Raw genomic sequence first — 16,270 nt, forward strand, 5'->3', positions numbered from 1 at the left:
TTTATCGACAAATATTACTATTTTTATCCATCGTATTAACTAAATGATTAATCACACACTCTGTTTTTCCTGTTTCATTTAATTTAATCGAGATAGAAGAAGGTAATGCATCGCTTTTAAAATAAAGTACACTCGATTGCCCCACATAACCGATACTCTGTTTTTTATTATTTAAAATTTCAGTACCGAAAGGTAAGCTTTCATTATTTTCTAAAGATGCTCTAATAATAAAAGTTTGGCGTTGATCCGTGGTTAGTGAGAGATGATTAACCGCACCTAAATAAGGCGTAACATGCGTTATATTTCCTACAACTTCTGCATTCGATGGATATTCTGTATTCGTTAACACATAGGTGTTAGTACGATAAGGGATCGTATTCGCCACTAAAACAACACCATGATTATTAGTTAATGTCGCTTTATTCCCATTTACCATCATATTATTCGCCATAGGGGCTTCAATAATGGTATACGTATTTCCTGTATCTCCAGAAAATACAATATGATTAGGAATAGCGACAATCGTTCCTCTAGTGCCTAATCCTCCTTGGCGATAATTATTGGCTTCAGTGTAAGAGGCAGATAAGGTGCTATAAGGATGTCGATAACTCATATTCGCGCCGATTAAATTATTGCCACCCGTTTGATTTGAGCTGGTTAAAGTATAATTGATCAAATCATCTTGACCCGCAGTTCCACTTATACTCAATGTAGATTGCTGATAGCGTGAATCAGTCGCATAAACTGAAGTATTAATATTGGCTCTTTTGTCAAAAAATGAAATTGGCACACTGACGTTTAAATAATAACGAGTTTCTTCTTTATTATCGTAATTTCTTAATTTCGATACAGAAAAATTATAAGCAATATCTTTATAGTTATTTGAATAACCTAACTGATACTCACGATTACTCTCATCCGTATTCCAATAGTTTCGATGTGTTCCTGAAAGAAAAATAACGCCACGCTGCCCACCTAAATATTGATTAAGATTTACAGTAAACGTATTTTTTGCTCTAGAACCTCGTAATGCATCAAACGTTGTGAGATCTAAATCAGAAGAAGCATTATTATTCCCCTGCTGTTTAGCAAGATCATGTTGATAATCTTTCCAAGCCTGATAGTTGTCATGAGCGTAAATTGAGTCCACAAAGCTATAATAATCACGGGTAGAGTAACGATAAGCCGCCAATGTTAAATTCGTTAGTGTCGCATCCATATATTTGCTATATGAGAGACGAAAACTTTGTCCTGTTTTTTTGTCTTTTTGTAAATCTGCACTTGCATGAGTAATATCAGCAGAAATCGCCCCAAACTTAAAATTCCAACCACTACCAATCAATGCTGAATAATAATCTTCACTGACAATGCCACCTGCATAAAGCGTAACCAGATTATTTAAACCATAATGAAGTTCACCTTGCACAAATTTAGGTCGGTAATCTGTATTGTTTATTCGTGACTCTCCCAGTATCACGTTATAACGATAAACCCCTTCTTTTAGCATGTCGGGAACGGCTGAAAATGGCACTGTAAATGACTCTCTTCTGCCATCGGCTTCTTGAATAACCACTAACAGATCACCCCCACCAGCCGTTGGCTGAATATCACGGAAAGAAAACTCACCCGGTGGTACATTCTCTTGAAAAACTAAGTTTTCATTTTGATAAACACTAACTAATGCGTTTGTTTGTGCAACGCCACGAATAATAGGAGCAAATCCTTGGCTTGAATTAGGTAACATGCCCATTTCAGTTGCCAATGACGCTCCTCTAAATGAAATACTGGTAAAAAGTGTTGCCGGCGTATAAAAATCGCCAATTGTTAAGCCTGCGGTTATCTGGCTTAATGCTTTATAAACATAGCGTGTATTATTTTTCCATTGGCTTTTGCCATGAGAATAATAAGAGTAGTTAGATTCATCTCTAAATTGCCACGCGCCTAAATTAATACCTGAATTAATATTGGCAAAAAAATTCTCGTTATTGCTTTTACTTCCTTTTTTTTCTTTATAGTTATAATAGTTTAAATTATAAGACAATATCAGTGCAGAAATGCCTTGCTCCCAATAACTGGGGTCTACATACCCTACTTCTGATTGTTTAACAGAGATCTGAGGTGCAGTGATATCGAGCCTTAATCTATTAACATCTAATGTTGAAGCAACCCCTGTTGCCAACTCATTGGATAAAATTGTGTTGTTCTGTGCTATTTTTTGTTTTGCTAACAACGATAAATTTAAACCTAACTTATTTACATCATTCGGTTCAAAACTAATACCTGCATTATTCCCTAGCACATTGACTTCAAATTGTCCTTTCCATACTTGATTAATATAAACATCGACTAGTTGTTTTCCTTCTGGAATTTTGTCATCAATATAAAATCGTGAAATATCACTATTCTTTGATTTTCCTACTAATAAAGATGTATCAAATCCCTCTGCATACAGATCCTGAGCATAACTTTGTATTCCTAAAAAAATAAGGATTGAGAGATATTTTGGATTATTCACGATGTTATCTCGATTAGAGTTTAATATTCTGTGATTTATAAACACCAAAATCATCAACATAAATAACAACAACGGAATTACTTATTAATCTATTAATTAAAGGTAACTCACGAGAAGATTGTGGAGGGATCATTTCAGAATCAGTAAGCGTAAGACGTGGTGTCTCTTGTGTAGAAATAGATGCGATTGTGAAATGATATTGTGAGTTATTTTTAACTAAAACTTTATTACCATTTAATTGATAAGTAACTTTTTCATTAATACGCTCTGGATTATCAGTAAGTCCTTCAGGTCGATAGAAAATTTTAATTCTTGTTTTCATTGCTAATTGAAGATAGCTTTTTCCTTTTAGTACTTCCGCATTCTCTGGAATATCCAAAATATTTAAATAATAGACTTGCTCAATATTGCCCGATGATGTTTTATCAGTATTTTTTATTTTTAATGTTTGACCTTGCCTACCTGCAATTTTTACAATCGGTGGATATAAATAAAAAGGAGAGTTTGCATCTTCAGGTGTTGAATTTATGTCACCATCATCTATCCAACTTTGTACTAATGAAGCTAAATCACCATTATTAGTTAATTGAATATTAACACTGTCTGTTCCTTCATGATAGATAACACGAGTACCATTAATAATAATATTCGCTAATACAGTCGAGGGTAATATCAAGATAATTAAAAGAAATATTAATTTTTTCATTATAAGCCCCCAAAAAAGCCAGACCCATTGAGTCTGGCTTTTTATATTATAAATAAGATACTGTATAAATAACGCTAGAATGCACGGGCCCTGTTTTAGCCGCCGTCGCATTTGTTTTATAATAACTGGCAATTAAACGCAGAGTATCTGAATCTGGTGCTGTTTTATCACCTTTAATGCCTGTATCAAAAGTTGCATTCAGTGGTATCGCAACCGTAGGTGCGGCGGGTGTTGATAAACTAAAACCAACATTTTTTGCCACTAAGGGATCATTTTCATTAGTGGTATCATTGACTAAATATAATCCATTTGTGGATATGGTATTTGCAGATGAGAAATGTATCTTTAAATTACTTCCACTCGGCGTAGATGCTGGCGCACAATCAGAGAATGTCAAAGCAAACTCTTTTTGATTTTTGGCAATAACAGTATTTGCCGTTGTTCCAGCATCCGTTACAGTAATAGGATCTAATAAAATGGAAAAGTCCGCACTATTTCCTCCATTAATTGTACAAGTGGTATCACTAATGGCACCAGAGAAAGAAATTATTCCACCAGCGCTGTTGGTTGCGGCAAATGCCGACGTCGACAATATAGCCACTGATAATAATGACAGTGGGAGTTTATTTTTAAACATATATAACCCCAAGAATAGATAAATATTTAATTAGCAAAAATAAGCTTCTATTATTGCCATCATTAACTAAAGGTGAAGAATGAAGACCCTAGTCAATTTGATATTAGTCATACTTTAAAAAACCAACAGAGCAATTTATTGAGTTTTTTAAAATTGTGATTTAAGTCAAACATAATTGGAGTTGTATTTAATAAATATATGAAATATTAATATTCTATCATTATCATCTAATTGAAATATTATAAACCAAAAAACAATAACAATTAATTTATTAATAACTAATCAGAAAAGGAATGCTTATTAATTGACTTGTTTTGATAATCTTTTATTCAACTTAAATGTTCTATAATTAATAAAAAAGATAAATAAATAGTTTATTTAAAGATATAAATAAAAAAGGTCACATTAATATGTGACCTTTTAATTTTTATACAAAATTTCGCATACTCTCTTTAATCATTATAAGCTGCAAGTACATGCTGACATAATGTAGAGCGTACACAATCTTCTTGCATAAATTTAATCACCCCTACTCGGTTATTAGCCTCAAATCGAACCAGTGCATCTGCTAATCCAGACGGTACATTAGCAGGTAAATCACACTGTGTAATATCCCCATTGACGACAACGGTGACATTTTCACCCATTCTAGTTAGAAATAATTTCATTTGATTTACAGTAACATTCTGCGCTTCATCTAAAATAACAAATGCATTTTCAAAAGTACGACCTCGCATATAAGCGAAAGGCGCAATTTCGACTTTACCAATTTCAGGCCGTAGACAATATTGTAAAAATGAAGCGCCTAAACGTTTAACTAATACGTCGTAAACAGGACGAAAATAAGGTGCAAACTTTTCAGCAATATCTCCGGGTAAAAAACCGAGGTCTTCATCAGCTTGCAATACTGGTCGAGTCACTATAATACGCTCTATTTCTTTATTAATTAAAGCATCGGCGGCCATTGCAGCACTAAGAAAAGTTTTACCACAGCCAGCTTCCCCTGTGGCAAAGATAAGATTCTGATGTTTAATTGCATTTATATATTGACGTTGAGCTTCGTTGCGAGGCGATAATACACGCTCATCACGTTTTTCTCTCGCCATACCAATCGTATCGATATCCCCAAAGCCTGGTAAAACCATAACATTATCTCGATGCGCTCCATTACGTTGTTCTTTACGTGAGGTGCGTTTATTTTCTCGGCGTAAACGTGTTGCTGCTTTTTGTCTACTCATAGTGGTATTTACCCTTGTTAGTCTTCAAAAAGTCATCGACATCTCTGTTTATATTCCATTCACTTACCGATGAGTCCCCTTCAGACTCGGTTTAGTCGCAGAAAACAAAAAAACCGGTCACAATCCTGAACATTAAACATCAATGAACGGTTGTTGCCGGTTTTCTGTAAGTAACGAGATATTTCCATTGCTTCTGTCATTCATATTCCCCATCATGGAGTTAGAGTGAAAATTAACGAAGCTTTATGACAGTATAATGACAAAAGAAAAATATTTTCAATACTGAGATGCTTTATAACGAGATAGACTTAACATAAAAATAACAATAAATGTTATTTTAGGGGGAGTTAATGAATTTTTTGCGATTACCTTTTATCTATTGGCTGCTACTTAACCTAATCCCATTTATCGGTTTTGAACTTCACTCTGGCTCTCTTAAAATGGGCTTCTTTTTTTACCTCGGTTTACTTACCATTACAACTTCTGGGATCTGGCTTTTTTATTGTCTCTCCTTTTTTATTAAACAAAAAACGTCTCCTAATCCCAATCACACACCTCGGCAATTAGTGACAGCTGGTCCTTATAAAATAAGCCGCAATCCTATGTATCTCGGTTTTTTAGATATGAGTATTGGGTTGTTTTTTATTTTTGGTAATTGGGGATTTTTAGGTGCGGCAATTGCGTTTTACTTTATTACTGATCGCTATACGATAGTACGTGAAGAAAAAATCTTAAGTGAATTATTTCCGCAAGCGTGGCAACAATATTGTCGCCACGTTCGTCGTTGGATGTAAAATAATTACAATTAAGGTTGTTTGCAGTTATTCGCTAAACGATAGCCAGCCTTAATCGCCTCGCTCTCTGTTTTAAACAAAACCGCATTTTTGTCTGACATTGTTTTATAACCCGAGCAATGTGAAAAATGGTAAATCTTACTATTTACATTACCTTTAATATCTTCAGATTGTGATGTGTTTATTTGCTTAGGTATTTCAGTTTTAGCTTTAGTCACTAACGTACTATTTGTTGCAGATAATCCAACACCACTGTTTTTATGCCCTAATTGCCATTTCATTTCACCCGTCACAAAGGGATTGTGATATCCAACAATACGAGCAATACGGTTATCACGCTCTTTTTCCCATGCTGTTGGTGGATAAGCATTATCCCAAGCCATTAATAGCTGTTGTTGCTGACGTGACATAGAGAGGTTATAACGATCATGCAGATAGAAATAAACCCTTGCGACTTGACCTTTAACGTCATTACGAGGTTCAAAAGTCCGTGAAGAAAAATCAACACGGCTACGACATTGACCATATTGGTAAGGCGCTTTTGCAGGTAATTGTCCAAAACTAAAATTGCTACGATCACCGTTAACTTCACCAATAGATGGCGCTAAATTGTGTAAATCCGCTTCAATTTTGCCAAATACAGGATCGTTTTTTACGCAATTTGTTCGCCCTCCATTTTGCCAACATTGACGTTGATGACCAAAAACCCATGCAGGTACAATATGCTCCCACTCAATACGTTCCGCTCTCGTTTGCTGAGTTCTGACATTATAACCACAACTGGCTAAATCAACCCGTCCTCCAGATTTACCTACCCATTCCCAATCACAACCACAATAAATAGTACCTTGTGATTTTTGATTTTGATCATAATAAATACGTTCTCTTGCTATCTCTTTTGCTTTTGTAAAATTTTCAGGAGCCTGAGCTTGAACATTTGATGTGATAAAAAACAAACTTAATACAATCGCGGTATAGTGTAATATTTTTCTCAATGTGGTATCTGCCTTACTTTTTATTTTATTAAACCCAATAAGAATTATCTTTAATAACTCTCTGATAACCTTATTTTTATTTATCCTAATATTACCTTTTTTTTATTTATTTTGGACAATCTTTCTTGCTATTTTTTGTATAAAAAAATAAAACAATAAGCGTGAATGGTGATAGAAAAAGCCGTTATTCTCGACATTAACGCAAAAGGGATTTGCTATGGTTTAGTCCATCAATGATTTGGAGAAATTTAAAAATGAATGAGAATATGCTGAATTTAATGGACGAATTAGTCGAGATAACAAAAAAGCATGCGAATAACGAAGATGTTAAAGCGCATGCCAGTTTAGAATCTGAGAATAAACTACGAATTCAAATTATTATTTCCGATAAAAACGAACTGGATATTACATTAAACTCTCTACAACACGCAATATAAGTCATTATACACTCGGACGCTTGCGATATAACCATAATCCCGGCAAGGATAGCCCGATAGAGAGCGCACCGACAATAAATGAAGCTTTAAGGAAATTAGTAACTAAAGCTTCAAAAATTTCTGCGCTATAACCAATTTGTGTTAACTTCACCACTGAGATCATCGCGATATATGCATTTATTCCAGGGAACATTGGAATAACTGCGGCAACAGTAAAGACTTTAGGGTGTGCAAGCCACCAACGTGACCATTGAATACCAATGCACCCGACTAAAATAGCGGCACAAAAACTTGCCCATTCTATATTCATCCCACTCATGACTAAAACAGTGCGAGAGCCGTGACCTATTGCTCCTAATAATGCGCAATATTTTAATGCTCTTAAAGGCACATTAAATACCATTGCAAAACCCACAGCAGGAATAGCCGCTAAAACCATATCTTCAATTAGGGTAAGAATTATCATTATTATGCCCAATCTCTTAACCCCCATACGGCCATGGCTAAAATAACGCCTAAACAGGTTGCCAATGTTAACATGGTTGCCATTGCCCAACGCGCTAAGCCGGTATTAACATGCCCTTTAAACATATCAGCAACAGCATTAATTAAAGGAAATCCGGGAACCAACAATAAGACACTAGCAGCCATTGAAATCGTTGCCGTCGTTTGAAAATAAGAGAGTTTTAATAATAGACCTGAGACTGAAGTCGCTACAAATGCCGTAATACAGAAATTAATTAATGGATTCATTTGGCGATGTGTTAATACTTGACGTACAAACATACCCAGACCACCACCAATGGCAGAAACTAAAAAGCCATCCCAATTGCCGCCATTTAATTTAGAAAAACAACCACAAGATAAGGCAACCATAACAATAATTACCCAACGTGGATAGCGTAAGGGTTTTATATGTTCAAAACGTTTTCTTGCTTCATGAATATCTGCAAGGTGATGTTCAACCAAAATAACAATATGCTGAACCTCTGTCACAACATGCATATTAATACCGCGGTCAACTATCTTTCGTGTTGAAGTTTGGCAATGTCCGTTAACAATCGTGGTTAATACAACCGCATTAGCAGAAATTGCACTTTCGACTTGATGTACACCTAAAGCTAAACCTAAACGGGTTGAAAGCTGTTCAACCAGCATGCTTTCTGCGCCATGTTGCAATAGTAACAGCGCAGTTTGAATACATAACTTGGTAATTTCACGCTGTTTATCTTGTGAAATGGCAGTGCACTCCGCCATTATCTCATTATCCATACTATGCCTTAGTTTTAATCAAAAACGAGCCATTGCTAATATAAACTTCATCAGCATAGCGCATTTCTCGCTCTATTATCTTTCAATACTATTATGAACAAATAAAATATTTTAGGCAGTAGGTAGATCAATTTTATAGATGGATATTCATAAATATTGCTACAGGAAAGTACCGTATAATAATAAAACACACTTTCATATTCTAACTCACATAATCAAATGGCTGTCACTGTCTTAATAAAAAAGCACTTATACAAGTGCTTTATAAACCCACTTAATTAAGAAATTTAATAAGGTTTAATTACTTCACTAATTTATTAGCTTGGATATACGACTCATCCAGTGTTTCTGCAACAAATACCGATACACCATAAACAGAAGAGATAACAGAAGAGAGTTGAACGAGTTGCTCTTTATCATTTTTTTGTGGATCGGCAGTCATTATCATGCCTACACAATATTCGCTAAGAAGCGCTTTCCCCTCTTTTAGCCAACGTCTAACCGCTTTCATTCCCTCCATACCTTCTTTATTATCCACTTTATTCTTTTTGTTGATAGAAGGATAAACCAAGGCAAATTTTCTTTTTTCGTTTAGTACCACATCCATTTCAGCAATCCAGTTATTCGCATCGTCTAATGTTTCTGGGAAAATTTTCATCGTAATCACTGGAAATTGGTCAACATTCATAACAATAAAATTTTTATTATTCAACATAATACTCATCTCTAATTAATAACAATGACTCCACTTTAGAATGACTATCATTCTCAATCAATAAAGATCTGGGTATTTAAAATAAAACCGCATTAATAAGCAATCTCATTCACAAATCAATTTAAAATGGTTAGGCTTAAATACAAAAAATAAAAAACCCCTAAATAGAGATCTAGGGGTCAAAACTATTTTCTAATTTTTATAAAAAGTTAGCGAACAACTAACACGGACTGTTTAGCATAAGCGACAATACCTGATGCATTTGAGCCCAATAGGTGAGTTGAAATACTTGGACGACGAGAGCCTATTACAATCAAATCGGCATGAATTTTTTCAGCGAGTTCTAAAACTTTATCTCTTGCAGAACCAAATACGGCTGAAAATTCAACTTGTTCATTTGGTAAATCAATGCCATTGGCTAATTCTTGCAGTTGCTCTTGTACACGCTCAAGTGCTTTATTTGCAAAAGAACTGAGCATGTCGTAATGGTAGCTATAACTAATAGAAAACCGTGAAATATCAGGAATAGCATGGAAAAGATGCAGTTTTGCACCTTCTAATTTGGCAATATAAACAGCGTGTTGTAAGGCTTTAGTCGTTAACTCATCTTCTGAAATATCAACAGGTACTAGAATTGTCTTGTACATAGCAACTCCTCATTATCAGATTATTGTCTGTTTATTATTGTAGCGTTAAACCCACAGCTTGCTTATTTAATCTTCCTCAAGATGCCATTTATGCAATTGTCGATGAATAAAAGGTGTGACTACAAGCCCAATTGATAAAATAAAAACACACTGAAGAAATAAACCATAAATTGCAATAAAAAAGCGCCCTGTTGGGGTTGCAGGTGCTGGCTCTACCGGTTGACCACTTAACATAGAAATTGCGTTTAATGAAGATTCCATAAAGGTATGACCTTCGATTAAATAAAAACCTAATACTCCCGGTAATAATCCTAAGAAAAAGAAAATAGAGCCTATTACATAATAGCGTAAGATGCGTAGAATAAAATGATCGAGCCTTAAAAGTTCTTGAGTAAATTTTTCCATTCTATCGATTTTCTAGACTGTTTATTCAATAAACTTATATTGAATAAATAAGATAAGCTACGCAAAAACTAAAAAAATATGCTACGAGAAATACTCATAGCATATTAGTAATAGATTAACGAACAACTAGCACTGAAATTTCAGCATAGCGAACAACACCCGCTGCCGTTGAGCCCAATAAATGAGTGCTAATATTCGGTCTACGTGAACCAATCACGATTAAATCTGCTTGAATATCTTTTGCTGTGACTAAAATTTCATCACGAGGTGAGCCAAAAGTAACCGTATAAGCGACCTTTTCAGCAGGTAAATCCACCGAATCCACCAACATTTGCATATCATTCTCTGCTTTCACGGTTGCTTTATCTTTAATTTCTGGATACCCCAATGAATAAGCATTAATAATTGCTGAAGAGATTGGAAGAACATGAATTAAATGTAAATTAGCTCCTGTTTCTTTTGCTAAATACACAGCATGTCGTACCGCTTTACTGGTTAACTCTTCTTCCACAATATCAATAGGCACTAAAATCGTTTTATACATAATAACTCCTCTCAACTCTCCATTTGCCTTAATCTTATCGCAATAACCCAAAGATTACTGTGAGTGAATTAACTAAAAACAATCTAACTTTAATAGAAACCTACTTTAATTATTAATACGTTAAGCTAAAAATAAAAGTGATCATTCAAAATAGTTTGCATTATGTTGTTGCGTTAATGTCCATATTTGATTGCGAATATTTCGGATACTATCGATCAATTCTGATGCGGTTAATCCTATTGGTCCAATACCTTTTTTAACTAAGATATCCGCTGACATTCCATGTATCCAAACCGCGCTTTTCACTGCATCAGACATTGTCATTCCTTGTGCTAAAAAACTGCCCATAACGCCTGTTAACACATCACCGCTCCCTGCGGTTGATAATCCACTATTACCCGTTGTATTAATTGTAATTTCCCCTTTCGGAGAAGTCACTACGGTATTTTGTCCTTTGATAATTGCCCAGCAATGATAAATTTTCGCAATTTCCTTCGCCGCATCTTCTCTATTATTTTGGATATCATTTAGCGTGCAATTAAGCAAAATAGACGCTTCTTTGGGATGAGGCGTTAATACACATTGCTGATTAAGCGAGTATTCTGATCTATGTTTCGCTATTAACACTAATGCATCCGCATCAAAAACATAAGGTCTATTTTCATTACACTGTGCTAAAGCTATTGATAACATCTCTTCCGAGTTTTCAGATAATCCCAATCCACATCCAATCGCCCAAGCAGAAATATCTTGCTGATCTATCAATGCTTGTGCTGTTTTAAGCATAAGCTCGGGAGCACTATCAATAAAAGGGACAGGAAGTTGTGGCTGAGCAAAGCCAAGAAATACTTTTCCACACCCTGCTTTCAATGCACTTTTACCTGCTAACACAATAGCACCACTCATTCCTTCTGCGCTGCCTATAATCCCTAATGTGCCGAATGTTCCTTTATGTGTATTTCCTGATTTGCGCTGATAAAGTGCGGGATAATGAGTGATCGCCTGTAACAGTTGTTCTTCATTCATATGATGCCCCCTTCTTTTTCTGCATTTTTTCTTATTGCTCGCAATGGGCGTTTTATCACATTCTGTTTGTATTAACGTTCAAAGTATAGCGTGGTTTCAACAAATAAATGGGATCACAGACTATTTTGTCTCTTTATCATGCTAATAATTTCAATATGATAAAATGCTTTTATCATCACTATTCATACCTTGCTGAGACTTTGCTATTCTAATGACCTAGCTTGATATGATTTATAAATTAAAGACACAGGAACGTAGATAATGAACGAGAAGTTTAAAACACAAGCAGATGTGGAAACATTAGCAGAAGAAGTCGCTTGCTTAAAAACATTAGTCACCTATATGTTAAAAGCATTAGGTCAAGCAGATGCGGGACGTGTTATTTTAAATATTGAACGTGCAATTGCGGAAGTTGATGACGAAAAACAAGCAGAGACATTCCGCAATACGATTAGCCAAATTAAGACAGCTTATCGTCAATAATACGTTGATTTTCGAATTGAGTGTTTGTACATATTTTTACTTTATTCTCTAAACTTTTTGTGCTGCACAAATAAACAAATTTTGGGATCAAATTTCCTATATACTCATTCTCGAAATAAACCATTCTTTATTCATTTAGCTACCCCTCTATCTTTATAGAGGGGATTTTTTTCTTTTTATCCCCCATTTTCAATTCAAGCCATTTTCATGCCAACCAAGTGATAATGCGTTTATTTTCTTTATTTTTATCTAATATTCATTATCAAACCAATTTTTGTTTAAATTTTTTAATGTTATTTAGATTAAAGAATAGAATTAGGATCCTTCCCATCATTGCCAACACGTACATAGATTAAGCGATTAAATACAATGCATTAAAATTACCTTAACGCTAACGGATGAACATTTAGTTTTTTTATTCTGATTTTTATGTTTAAAACACACATTTCGTTATTTTTAACACAAATAAAAACTAGCAATATAAAATGTAAATAAAGATAAATCCTAATATCACTATATTTTTAGTTATTTTTATTTACTGTGACTTATGAAATTTTATTAAATAAAAAATTGCTAGCTTATTGTCCCTAAACACAATTATAACGAAAATAGCTAAACCCAATAGGATTAAAAATATTAACCATTTGTATTTTGCACTTATTCTGATTTATCGTCATCCCTGTTTATATGTTACACTCAATAATTACGCACTAAAAATAAACATGAGGCTAAAATGAAACCACTTCTCTTATCTCTGCTATTATTACCTGCCGTTGCTTTTGCGAACCCAACAAAAATGGCAGATGATTACTGCGATACCTTTAAAGATATCTCAATTAAAGCTTATGATACAAAAGAGCCTGCAGAGAAAATTGCTAAAGATGCAATGGCTTCTCTAAACGCAAAGAAATTTGATTTTGCAAAACTGGATGCAACGGAAGCGCAATTCACTGAAGGTGCGATTGAGGTTGTTAATTCTCTACGTGAAGCCAAATCTGAAATTGGCTCTCGTGCAGAATTCCAAGACGGTTTAACTCAAATTATTGCGGCTTGTAAAATTCAAATGGTCGCGGCATTAGAAGAGTCAAAAAAATAATCTTCTTATTAAAAAAAATGAGTAGCAATCAATTTAAAGAGTAGAAATTATCCTGCTCTTTTTTATTTCTTTCCATCAATTATTCTTCTTCCCTTTTGCTTTTGTTTTTTCTCTTCCTCTATAAATAATTCAAGATGTCGTTAGGCGATAGCTTGATGTATAACGAGTATCAATTATGCAGTATCTATCTATCGATATTAAGGTTTATAATACCTCGGTAAATACTTGTTAGTACTGGCCATAAAAAGGAGATATTGTGAGCAACGAACAATCCATCCAGCGTTTAAGAAGACTACGCCAGTCCGAAAACCTGCGCGCACTCTTTCAAGAAACCACACTGACTAAAAATGATCTCGCTCTACCTATATTTGTAGAAGAAGGGCTTGATGATTATCAACCGATTAAAAGCATGCCCGGTGTCGTTCGTATTCCTGAAAAACGTCTTGCTTATGAAATTGAACGTATTGCAAAAGCAGGCATTAAGACAGTCATGACTTTTGGGGTATCTCATCACCTTGATGAAACAGGGAGTGATGCTTGGAAAAGTGATGGCTTAGTTTCTCGTATGTCGCGTATTTGTAAAGATGCCGTACCTGAAATGATTGTCATGTCTGATACCTGTTTTTGTGAATACACCTCACATGGTCACTGTGGTGTTTTACATGGTGATCATGTTGATAATGACGAAACTATTTATAATTTAGGTCTTCAGGCTGTTGCTGCAGCACAAGCGGGAGCTGACTTTATTGCTCCATCAGCCGCAATGGACGGTCAAGTCGCTGCTATTCGTGCCGCACTTGATAAAGCTGGGTTTAGCAACACAGGTATTGTTTCTTACTCAACTAAATTTGCGTCTGCCTTATATGGTCCTTTCCGTGATGCAGCGGGCTCTCGCTTAATTGGTGATCGTAAAACTTATCAAATGAACCCAATGAACCGCCGTGAAGCGATCCGCGAATCATTAATTGATGAGCAAGAAGGCGCTGATATGCTGATGGTAAAACCCGCTGGGGCTTATTTAGATATTATTCGCGATGTGCGTGAACGCACGCTATTACCTTTAGCGGCTTATCAAATCAGCGGTGAATATGCACAAATTAAATTTGCAGCATTAGCGGGTGCAATTGATGAAGATCGTGTTGTGATGGAAACATTGGGCTCCATTAAACGTGCTGGTGCAGATTTAATTTTATCTTACTACGCACTTGATTTAGCGGAAAGAAACCTACTTTAACAATCTTATGCTCGATGAGTAGATACTCTAAATAATTCAAGATGTAGCTAGGTGACAAATGCATGAGTCACTAGGCGCATACAAGATATGTGACTAGCGCGAATGAACGCAGTCAACAACGCGACAACTTGAAGTATAACGAGTACTTTTATTATGAGGCGACTATGGATAACTGTATTTTCTGTCAAATCGTTGCTGGAAAGGCACCTTGCCATAAAATTTGGGAAGACGAACATCACCTTGCATTTCTGTCTATATTTCCGAATACCAAAGGCTTTACCGTTGTTATTCCTAAAAAACACTATCCAAGTTACGCCTTTGATCTCAGTGATGAAGCTTTAGCTTTATTAGTGATTGCCACAAAGAAAGTAGCAAAAATCTTAGATAAAACATTTCCTGATGTTTCCCGCTCAGGCATGTTTTTTGAAGGATTTGGGGTTGATCATGTCCATAGTAAGCTTAGTCCGATGCATGGCACGGGTGATATGACGAAATGGGCGCCCATTGAAAATAAACAGAAAATTTTCTTTGATAAATATCCAGGTTATCTTTCATCTCACGATTTTGAACGAGCGAATGATGAGGAGCTTGCACAATTAGCGGCTCTGATCAGAAAAAATAGCCAATAGTAAAAATCTAGTCAGCGCTTCTTATACATATAAGAAATCTTTAGATAATAAAAAACGCCCAGTTTTAATTTTTGAACTGAGCGTTTTTTTATCAAGATTAAAACATTATTGAGTTGGAAGCTTGGCTTCCATGGGTAAATAAAGCTGAACTTTCCGTTCAAGAAGCTCAATTAATGCCGGATCGTTAAAGCGATAATTATCAGGAATTCCCAATAAATATGCTTTTTTATAGCGCATTGTTGCAGGAAAATATGCCAATAATCGATTTAAATGTTTAGATTCCATGACAAGCACTAAATCAGCCCATTTTAATAATTCGTTATCAACGACACATTGCGCATCTTTGCGCGTCCCCGCTGAAAGCGTATTAATACCTTCTCTATCTGCAAACAACAGTTCCGCAGTTGGGCTTCGCCACTGATTTTTACTGCAAATAAATAAGATATTCATCTTTATTCACTATCAGATAACGCATTTAATCGACGCTGACTACGAGAAATTCTTGGGTATTCAATTCCTAGTTGTGCAGCTCTGGTCATTTTCAGTGATCGAGTATATAAATTAGACCATTTTTTTTCTGGTTTAAACATTACTCGTGAACAACCCATTTCTTGATGTTTATTTTTGCGGTTAACGCATTGACGCCAACCACGATCTCTTTGTATAGACATAATAACCTCTCAGATTAAAGGGATAGCAGCCGCAGTAATACGGAGAGGATCTAACAAGGCACTATTTTAGTTGAATTAGGTAAATCTGCAATGGTTTATTTTTATACAAAGAGAAATCAGCGAATATAGATTTATTGTGCAAAGCATATAGAAGAAATAAACAAAATTATGGGATGAAGATGAGTTAATTACTAATAAAAAAATAACGAATAAGCCATTATTAGAC

Annotated in this window: 20 protein-coding genes; 6 read left to right on the top strand and 14 right to left on the bottom strand. The window is 35.1% G+C overall.

Annotation, left to right across the window (positions count from 1 at the left end; translation table 11 throughout):
• Position 1 precedes the first annotated feature (1 nt).
• The 4 genes from SB028_RS10625 to phoH all read right to left on the bottom strand — a co-directional run bounded on the left by SB028_RS10625 (position 2) and on the right by phoH (position 5,096).
• Positions 2-2,515 carry a fimbria/pilus outer membrane usher protein gene (locus SB028_RS10625; protein WP_074454094.1) on the bottom strand — a complete coding sequence of 838 codons (2,514 nt, stop codon included), beginning with the start codon at positions 2,513-2,515 and terminating at the stop codon, positions 2-4.
• 13 nt (positions 2,516-2,528) lie between these two features.
• Positions 2,529-3,221, bottom strand: a complete 693-nt coding sequence (locus tag SB028_RS10630) for a molecular chaperone (RefSeq protein WP_069369021.1) — start codon at positions 3,219-3,221, stop codon at positions 2,529-2,531.
• Between the two features lie 46 nt (positions 3,222-3,267).
• A complete protein-coding gene (locus tag SB028_RS10635; RefSeq protein ID WP_069369020.1) occupies positions 3,268-3,858 on the bottom strand; it encodes a fimbrial protein in 591 nt (196 codons plus the stop codon).
• 452 nt (positions 3,859-4,310) lie between these two features.
• Positions 4,311-5,096 carry a phosphate starvation-inducible protein PhoH gene (gene phoH, locus SB028_RS10640; protein ID WP_069369019.1) on the bottom strand — a complete coding sequence of 262 codons (786 nt, stop codon included), beginning with the start codon at positions 5,094-5,096 and terminating at the stop codon, positions 4,311-4,313.
• A 350-nt stretch (positions 5,097-5,446) separates the two neighbouring features.
• Between phoH and SB028_RS10645 the strand changes: the two genes are divergently transcribed.
• Positions 5,447-5,890 carry a methyltransferase family protein gene (locus SB028_RS10645; RefSeq protein ID WP_069369018.1) on the top strand — a complete coding sequence of 148 codons (444 nt, stop codon included), beginning with the start codon at positions 5,447-5,449 and terminating at the stop codon, positions 5,888-5,890.
• Positions 5,891-5,901: 11 nt separating this feature from the next.
• On the opposite strand, the gene SB028_RS10650 is transcribed toward SB028_RS10645, so the two are convergent.
• A complete protein-coding gene (locus SB028_RS10650) occupies positions 5,902-6,885 on the bottom strand; it encodes an endonuclease (RefSeq protein ID WP_069369017.1) in 984 nt (327 codons plus the stop codon).
• Between the two features lie 254 nt (positions 6,886-7,139).
• Here SB028_RS10650 and SB028_RS10655 point away from each other — a divergent pair, with 254 nt between their 5' ends.
• Positions 7,140-7,322 (top strand): hypothetical protein, encoded by a 183-nt coding sequence (locus SB028_RS10655; RefSeq protein ID WP_069369016.1) that lies wholly within the window; start codon positions 7,140-7,142, stop codon positions 7,320-7,322.
• A 4-nt stretch (positions 7,323-7,326) separates the two neighbouring features.
• On the opposite strand, the gene SB028_RS10660 is transcribed toward SB028_RS10655, so the two are convergent.
• From SB028_RS10660 to SB028_RS10690, 7 genes are all read right to left on the bottom strand, one after another.
• On the bottom strand, positions 7,327-7,800 hold the full coding sequence (locus SB028_RS10660; RefSeq protein WP_171729939.1) for a threonine/serine exporter: 474 nt from the start codon (positions 7,798-7,800) through the stop codon (positions 7,327-7,329).
• Positions 7,791-8,594 (bottom strand): threonine/serine ThrE exporter family protein, encoded by an 804-nt coding sequence (locus SB028_RS10665; protein ID WP_069369014.1) that lies wholly within the window; start codon positions 8,592-8,594, stop codon positions 7,791-7,793. Before SB028_RS10665 ends, SB028_RS10660 begins: the two co-directional genes overlap by 10 nt.
• A gap of 301 nt (positions 8,595-8,895) precedes the next feature.
• Positions 8,896-9,309, bottom strand: a complete 414-nt coding sequence (locus SB028_RS10670; protein ID WP_069369013.1) for a hypothetical protein — start codon at positions 9,307-9,309, stop codon at positions 8,896-8,898.
• A 209-nt stretch (positions 9,310-9,518) separates the two neighbouring features.
• A complete protein-coding gene (locus tag SB028_RS10675; protein WP_023582008.1) occupies positions 9,519-9,956 on the bottom strand; it encodes a universal stress protein in 438 nt (145 codons plus the stop codon).
• 66 nt (positions 9,957-10,022) lie between these two features.
• Positions 10,023-10,361 carry a hypothetical protein gene (locus SB028_RS10680; protein ID WP_036912877.1) on the bottom strand — a complete coding sequence of 113 codons (339 nt, stop codon included), beginning with the start codon at positions 10,359-10,361 and terminating at the stop codon, positions 10,023-10,025.
• Between the two features lie 115 nt (positions 10,362-10,476).
• The gene (locus tag SB028_RS10685) at positions 10,477-10,905 is read right to left on the bottom strand and encodes a universal stress protein (RefSeq protein WP_036912874.1); all 429 of its coding nucleotides are present in this window, start codon (positions 10,903-10,905) and stop codon (positions 10,477-10,479) included.
• A gap of 141 nt (positions 10,906-11,046) precedes the next feature.
• The gene (locus SB028_RS10690; protein WP_069369012.1) at positions 11,047-11,931 is read right to left on the bottom strand and encodes an NAD(P)H-hydrate dehydratase; all 885 of its coding nucleotides are present in this window, start codon (positions 11,929-11,931) and stop codon (positions 11,047-11,049) included.
• 261 nt (positions 11,932-12,192) lie between these two features.
• Between SB028_RS10690 and SB028_RS10695 the strand changes: the two genes are divergently transcribed.
• The 4 genes from SB028_RS10695 to SB028_RS10710 all read left to right on the top strand — a co-directional run bounded on the left by SB028_RS10695 (position 12,193) and on the right by SB028_RS10710 (position 15,373).
• The gene (locus SB028_RS10695) at positions 12,193-12,414 is read left to right on the top strand and encodes a DUF2594 family protein (protein WP_006536484.1); all 222 of its coding nucleotides are present in this window, start codon (positions 12,193-12,195) and stop codon (positions 12,412-12,414) included.
• Between the two features lie 733 nt (positions 12,415-13,147).
• Positions 13,148-13,510: a hypothetical protein gene (locus tag SB028_RS10700; protein ID WP_069369011.1), complete on the top strand. Its 363-nt coding sequence runs from the start codon at positions 13,148-13,150 to the stop codon at positions 13,508-13,510.
• Positions 13,511-13,766: 256 nt separating this feature from the next.
• Positions 13,767-14,744 (top strand): porphobilinogen synthase, encoded by a 978-nt coding sequence (gene hemB / locus SB028_RS10705; protein ID WP_069369010.1) that lies wholly within the window; start codon positions 13,767-13,769, stop codon positions 14,742-14,744.
• A 164-nt stretch (positions 14,745-14,908) separates the two neighbouring features.
• Complete coding sequence (locus tag SB028_RS10710) at positions 14,909-15,373, top strand: HIT family protein (RefSeq protein ID WP_069369009.1); 465 nt, start codon at positions 14,909-14,911, stop codon at positions 15,371-15,373.
• Between the two features lie 105 nt (positions 15,374-15,478).
• Here the strand turns inward: SB028_RS10710 and SB028_RS10715 are convergent, their stop codons facing one another.
• Both SB028_RS10715 and SB028_RS10720 read right to left on the bottom strand, forming a co-directional pair.
• Positions 15,479-15,823, bottom strand: a complete 345-nt coding sequence (locus SB028_RS10715) for a low molecular weight protein tyrosine phosphatase family protein (RefSeq protein ID WP_069369008.1) — start codon at positions 15,821-15,823, stop codon at positions 15,479-15,481.
• A 2-nt stretch (positions 15,824-15,825) separates the two neighbouring features.
• A complete protein-coding gene (locus tag SB028_RS10720; RefSeq protein WP_069369007.1) occupies positions 15,826-16,044 on the bottom strand; it encodes a hypothetical protein in 219 nt (72 codons plus the stop codon).
• Positions 16,045-16,270 lie beyond the last annotated feature (226 nt).

It is taken from the genome of Proteus vulgaris (assembly GCF_033708015.1).
Lineage (GTDB): Bacteria > Pseudomonadota > Gammaproteobacteria > Enterobacterales > Enterobacteriaceae > Proteus.

Coding starts and splice junctions, on each gene's coding strand:
- SB028_RS10645 (WP_069369018.1), top strand. CDS start 5,447: ATGAATTTTTTGCGATTACCTTTTATCTATTGGCTGCTACTTAACCTA.
- SB028_RS10715 (WP_069369008.1), bottom strand. CDS start 15,823: ATGAATATCTTATTTATTTGCAGTAAAAATCAGTGGCGAAGCCCAACT.
- SB028_RS10700 (WP_069369011.1), top strand. CDS start 13,148: ATGAAACCACTTCTCTTATCTCTGCTATTATTACCTGCCGTTGCTTTT.
- SB028_RS10690 (WP_069369012.1), bottom strand. CDS start 11,931: ATGAATGAAGAACAACTGTTACAGGCGATCACTCATTATCCCGCACTT.
- SB028_RS10710 (WP_069369009.1), top strand. CDS start 14,909: ATGGATAACTGTATTTTCTGTCAAATCGTTGCTGGAAAGGCACCTTGC.
- SB028_RS10695 (WP_006536484.1), top strand. CDS start 12,193: ATGAACGAGAAGTTTAAAACACAAGCAGATGTGGAAACATTAGCAGAA.
- SB028_RS10680 (WP_036912877.1), bottom strand. CDS start 10,361: ATGGAAAAATTTACTCAAGAACTTTTAAGGCTCGATCATTTTATTCTA.
- SB028_RS10630 (WP_069369021.1), bottom strand. CDS start 3,221: ATGAAAAAATTAATATTTCTTTTAATTATCTTGATATTACCCTCGACT.
- SB028_RS10665 (WP_069369014.1), bottom strand. CDS start 8,594: ATGGATAATGAGATAATGGCGGAGTGCACTGCCATTTCACAAGATAAA.
- SB028_RS10670 (WP_069369013.1), bottom strand. CDS start 9,309: ATGTTGAATAATAAAAATTTTATTGTTATGAATGTTGACCAATTTCCA.
- SB028_RS10655 (WP_069369016.1), top strand. CDS start 7,140: ATGAATGAGAATATGCTGAATTTAATGGACGAATTAGTCGAGATAACA.
- SB028_RS10675 (WP_023582008.1), bottom strand. CDS start 9,956: ATGTACAAGACAATTCTAGTACCTGTTGATATTTCAGAAGATGAGTTA.
- SB028_RS10685 (WP_036912874.1), bottom strand. CDS start 10,905: ATGTATAAAACGATTTTAGTGCCTATTGATATTGTGGAAGAAGAGTTA.
- phoH (WP_069369019.1), bottom strand. CDS start 5,096: ATGAGTAGACAAAAAGCAGCAACACGTTTACGCCGAGAAAATAAACGC.
- SB028_RS10720 (WP_069369007.1), bottom strand. CDS start 16,044: ATGTCTATACAAAGAGATCGTGGTTGGCGTCAATGCGTTAACCGCAAA.
- SB028_RS10635 (WP_069369020.1), bottom strand. CDS start 3,858: ATGTTTAAAAATAAACTCCCACTGTCATTATTATCAGTGGCTATATTG.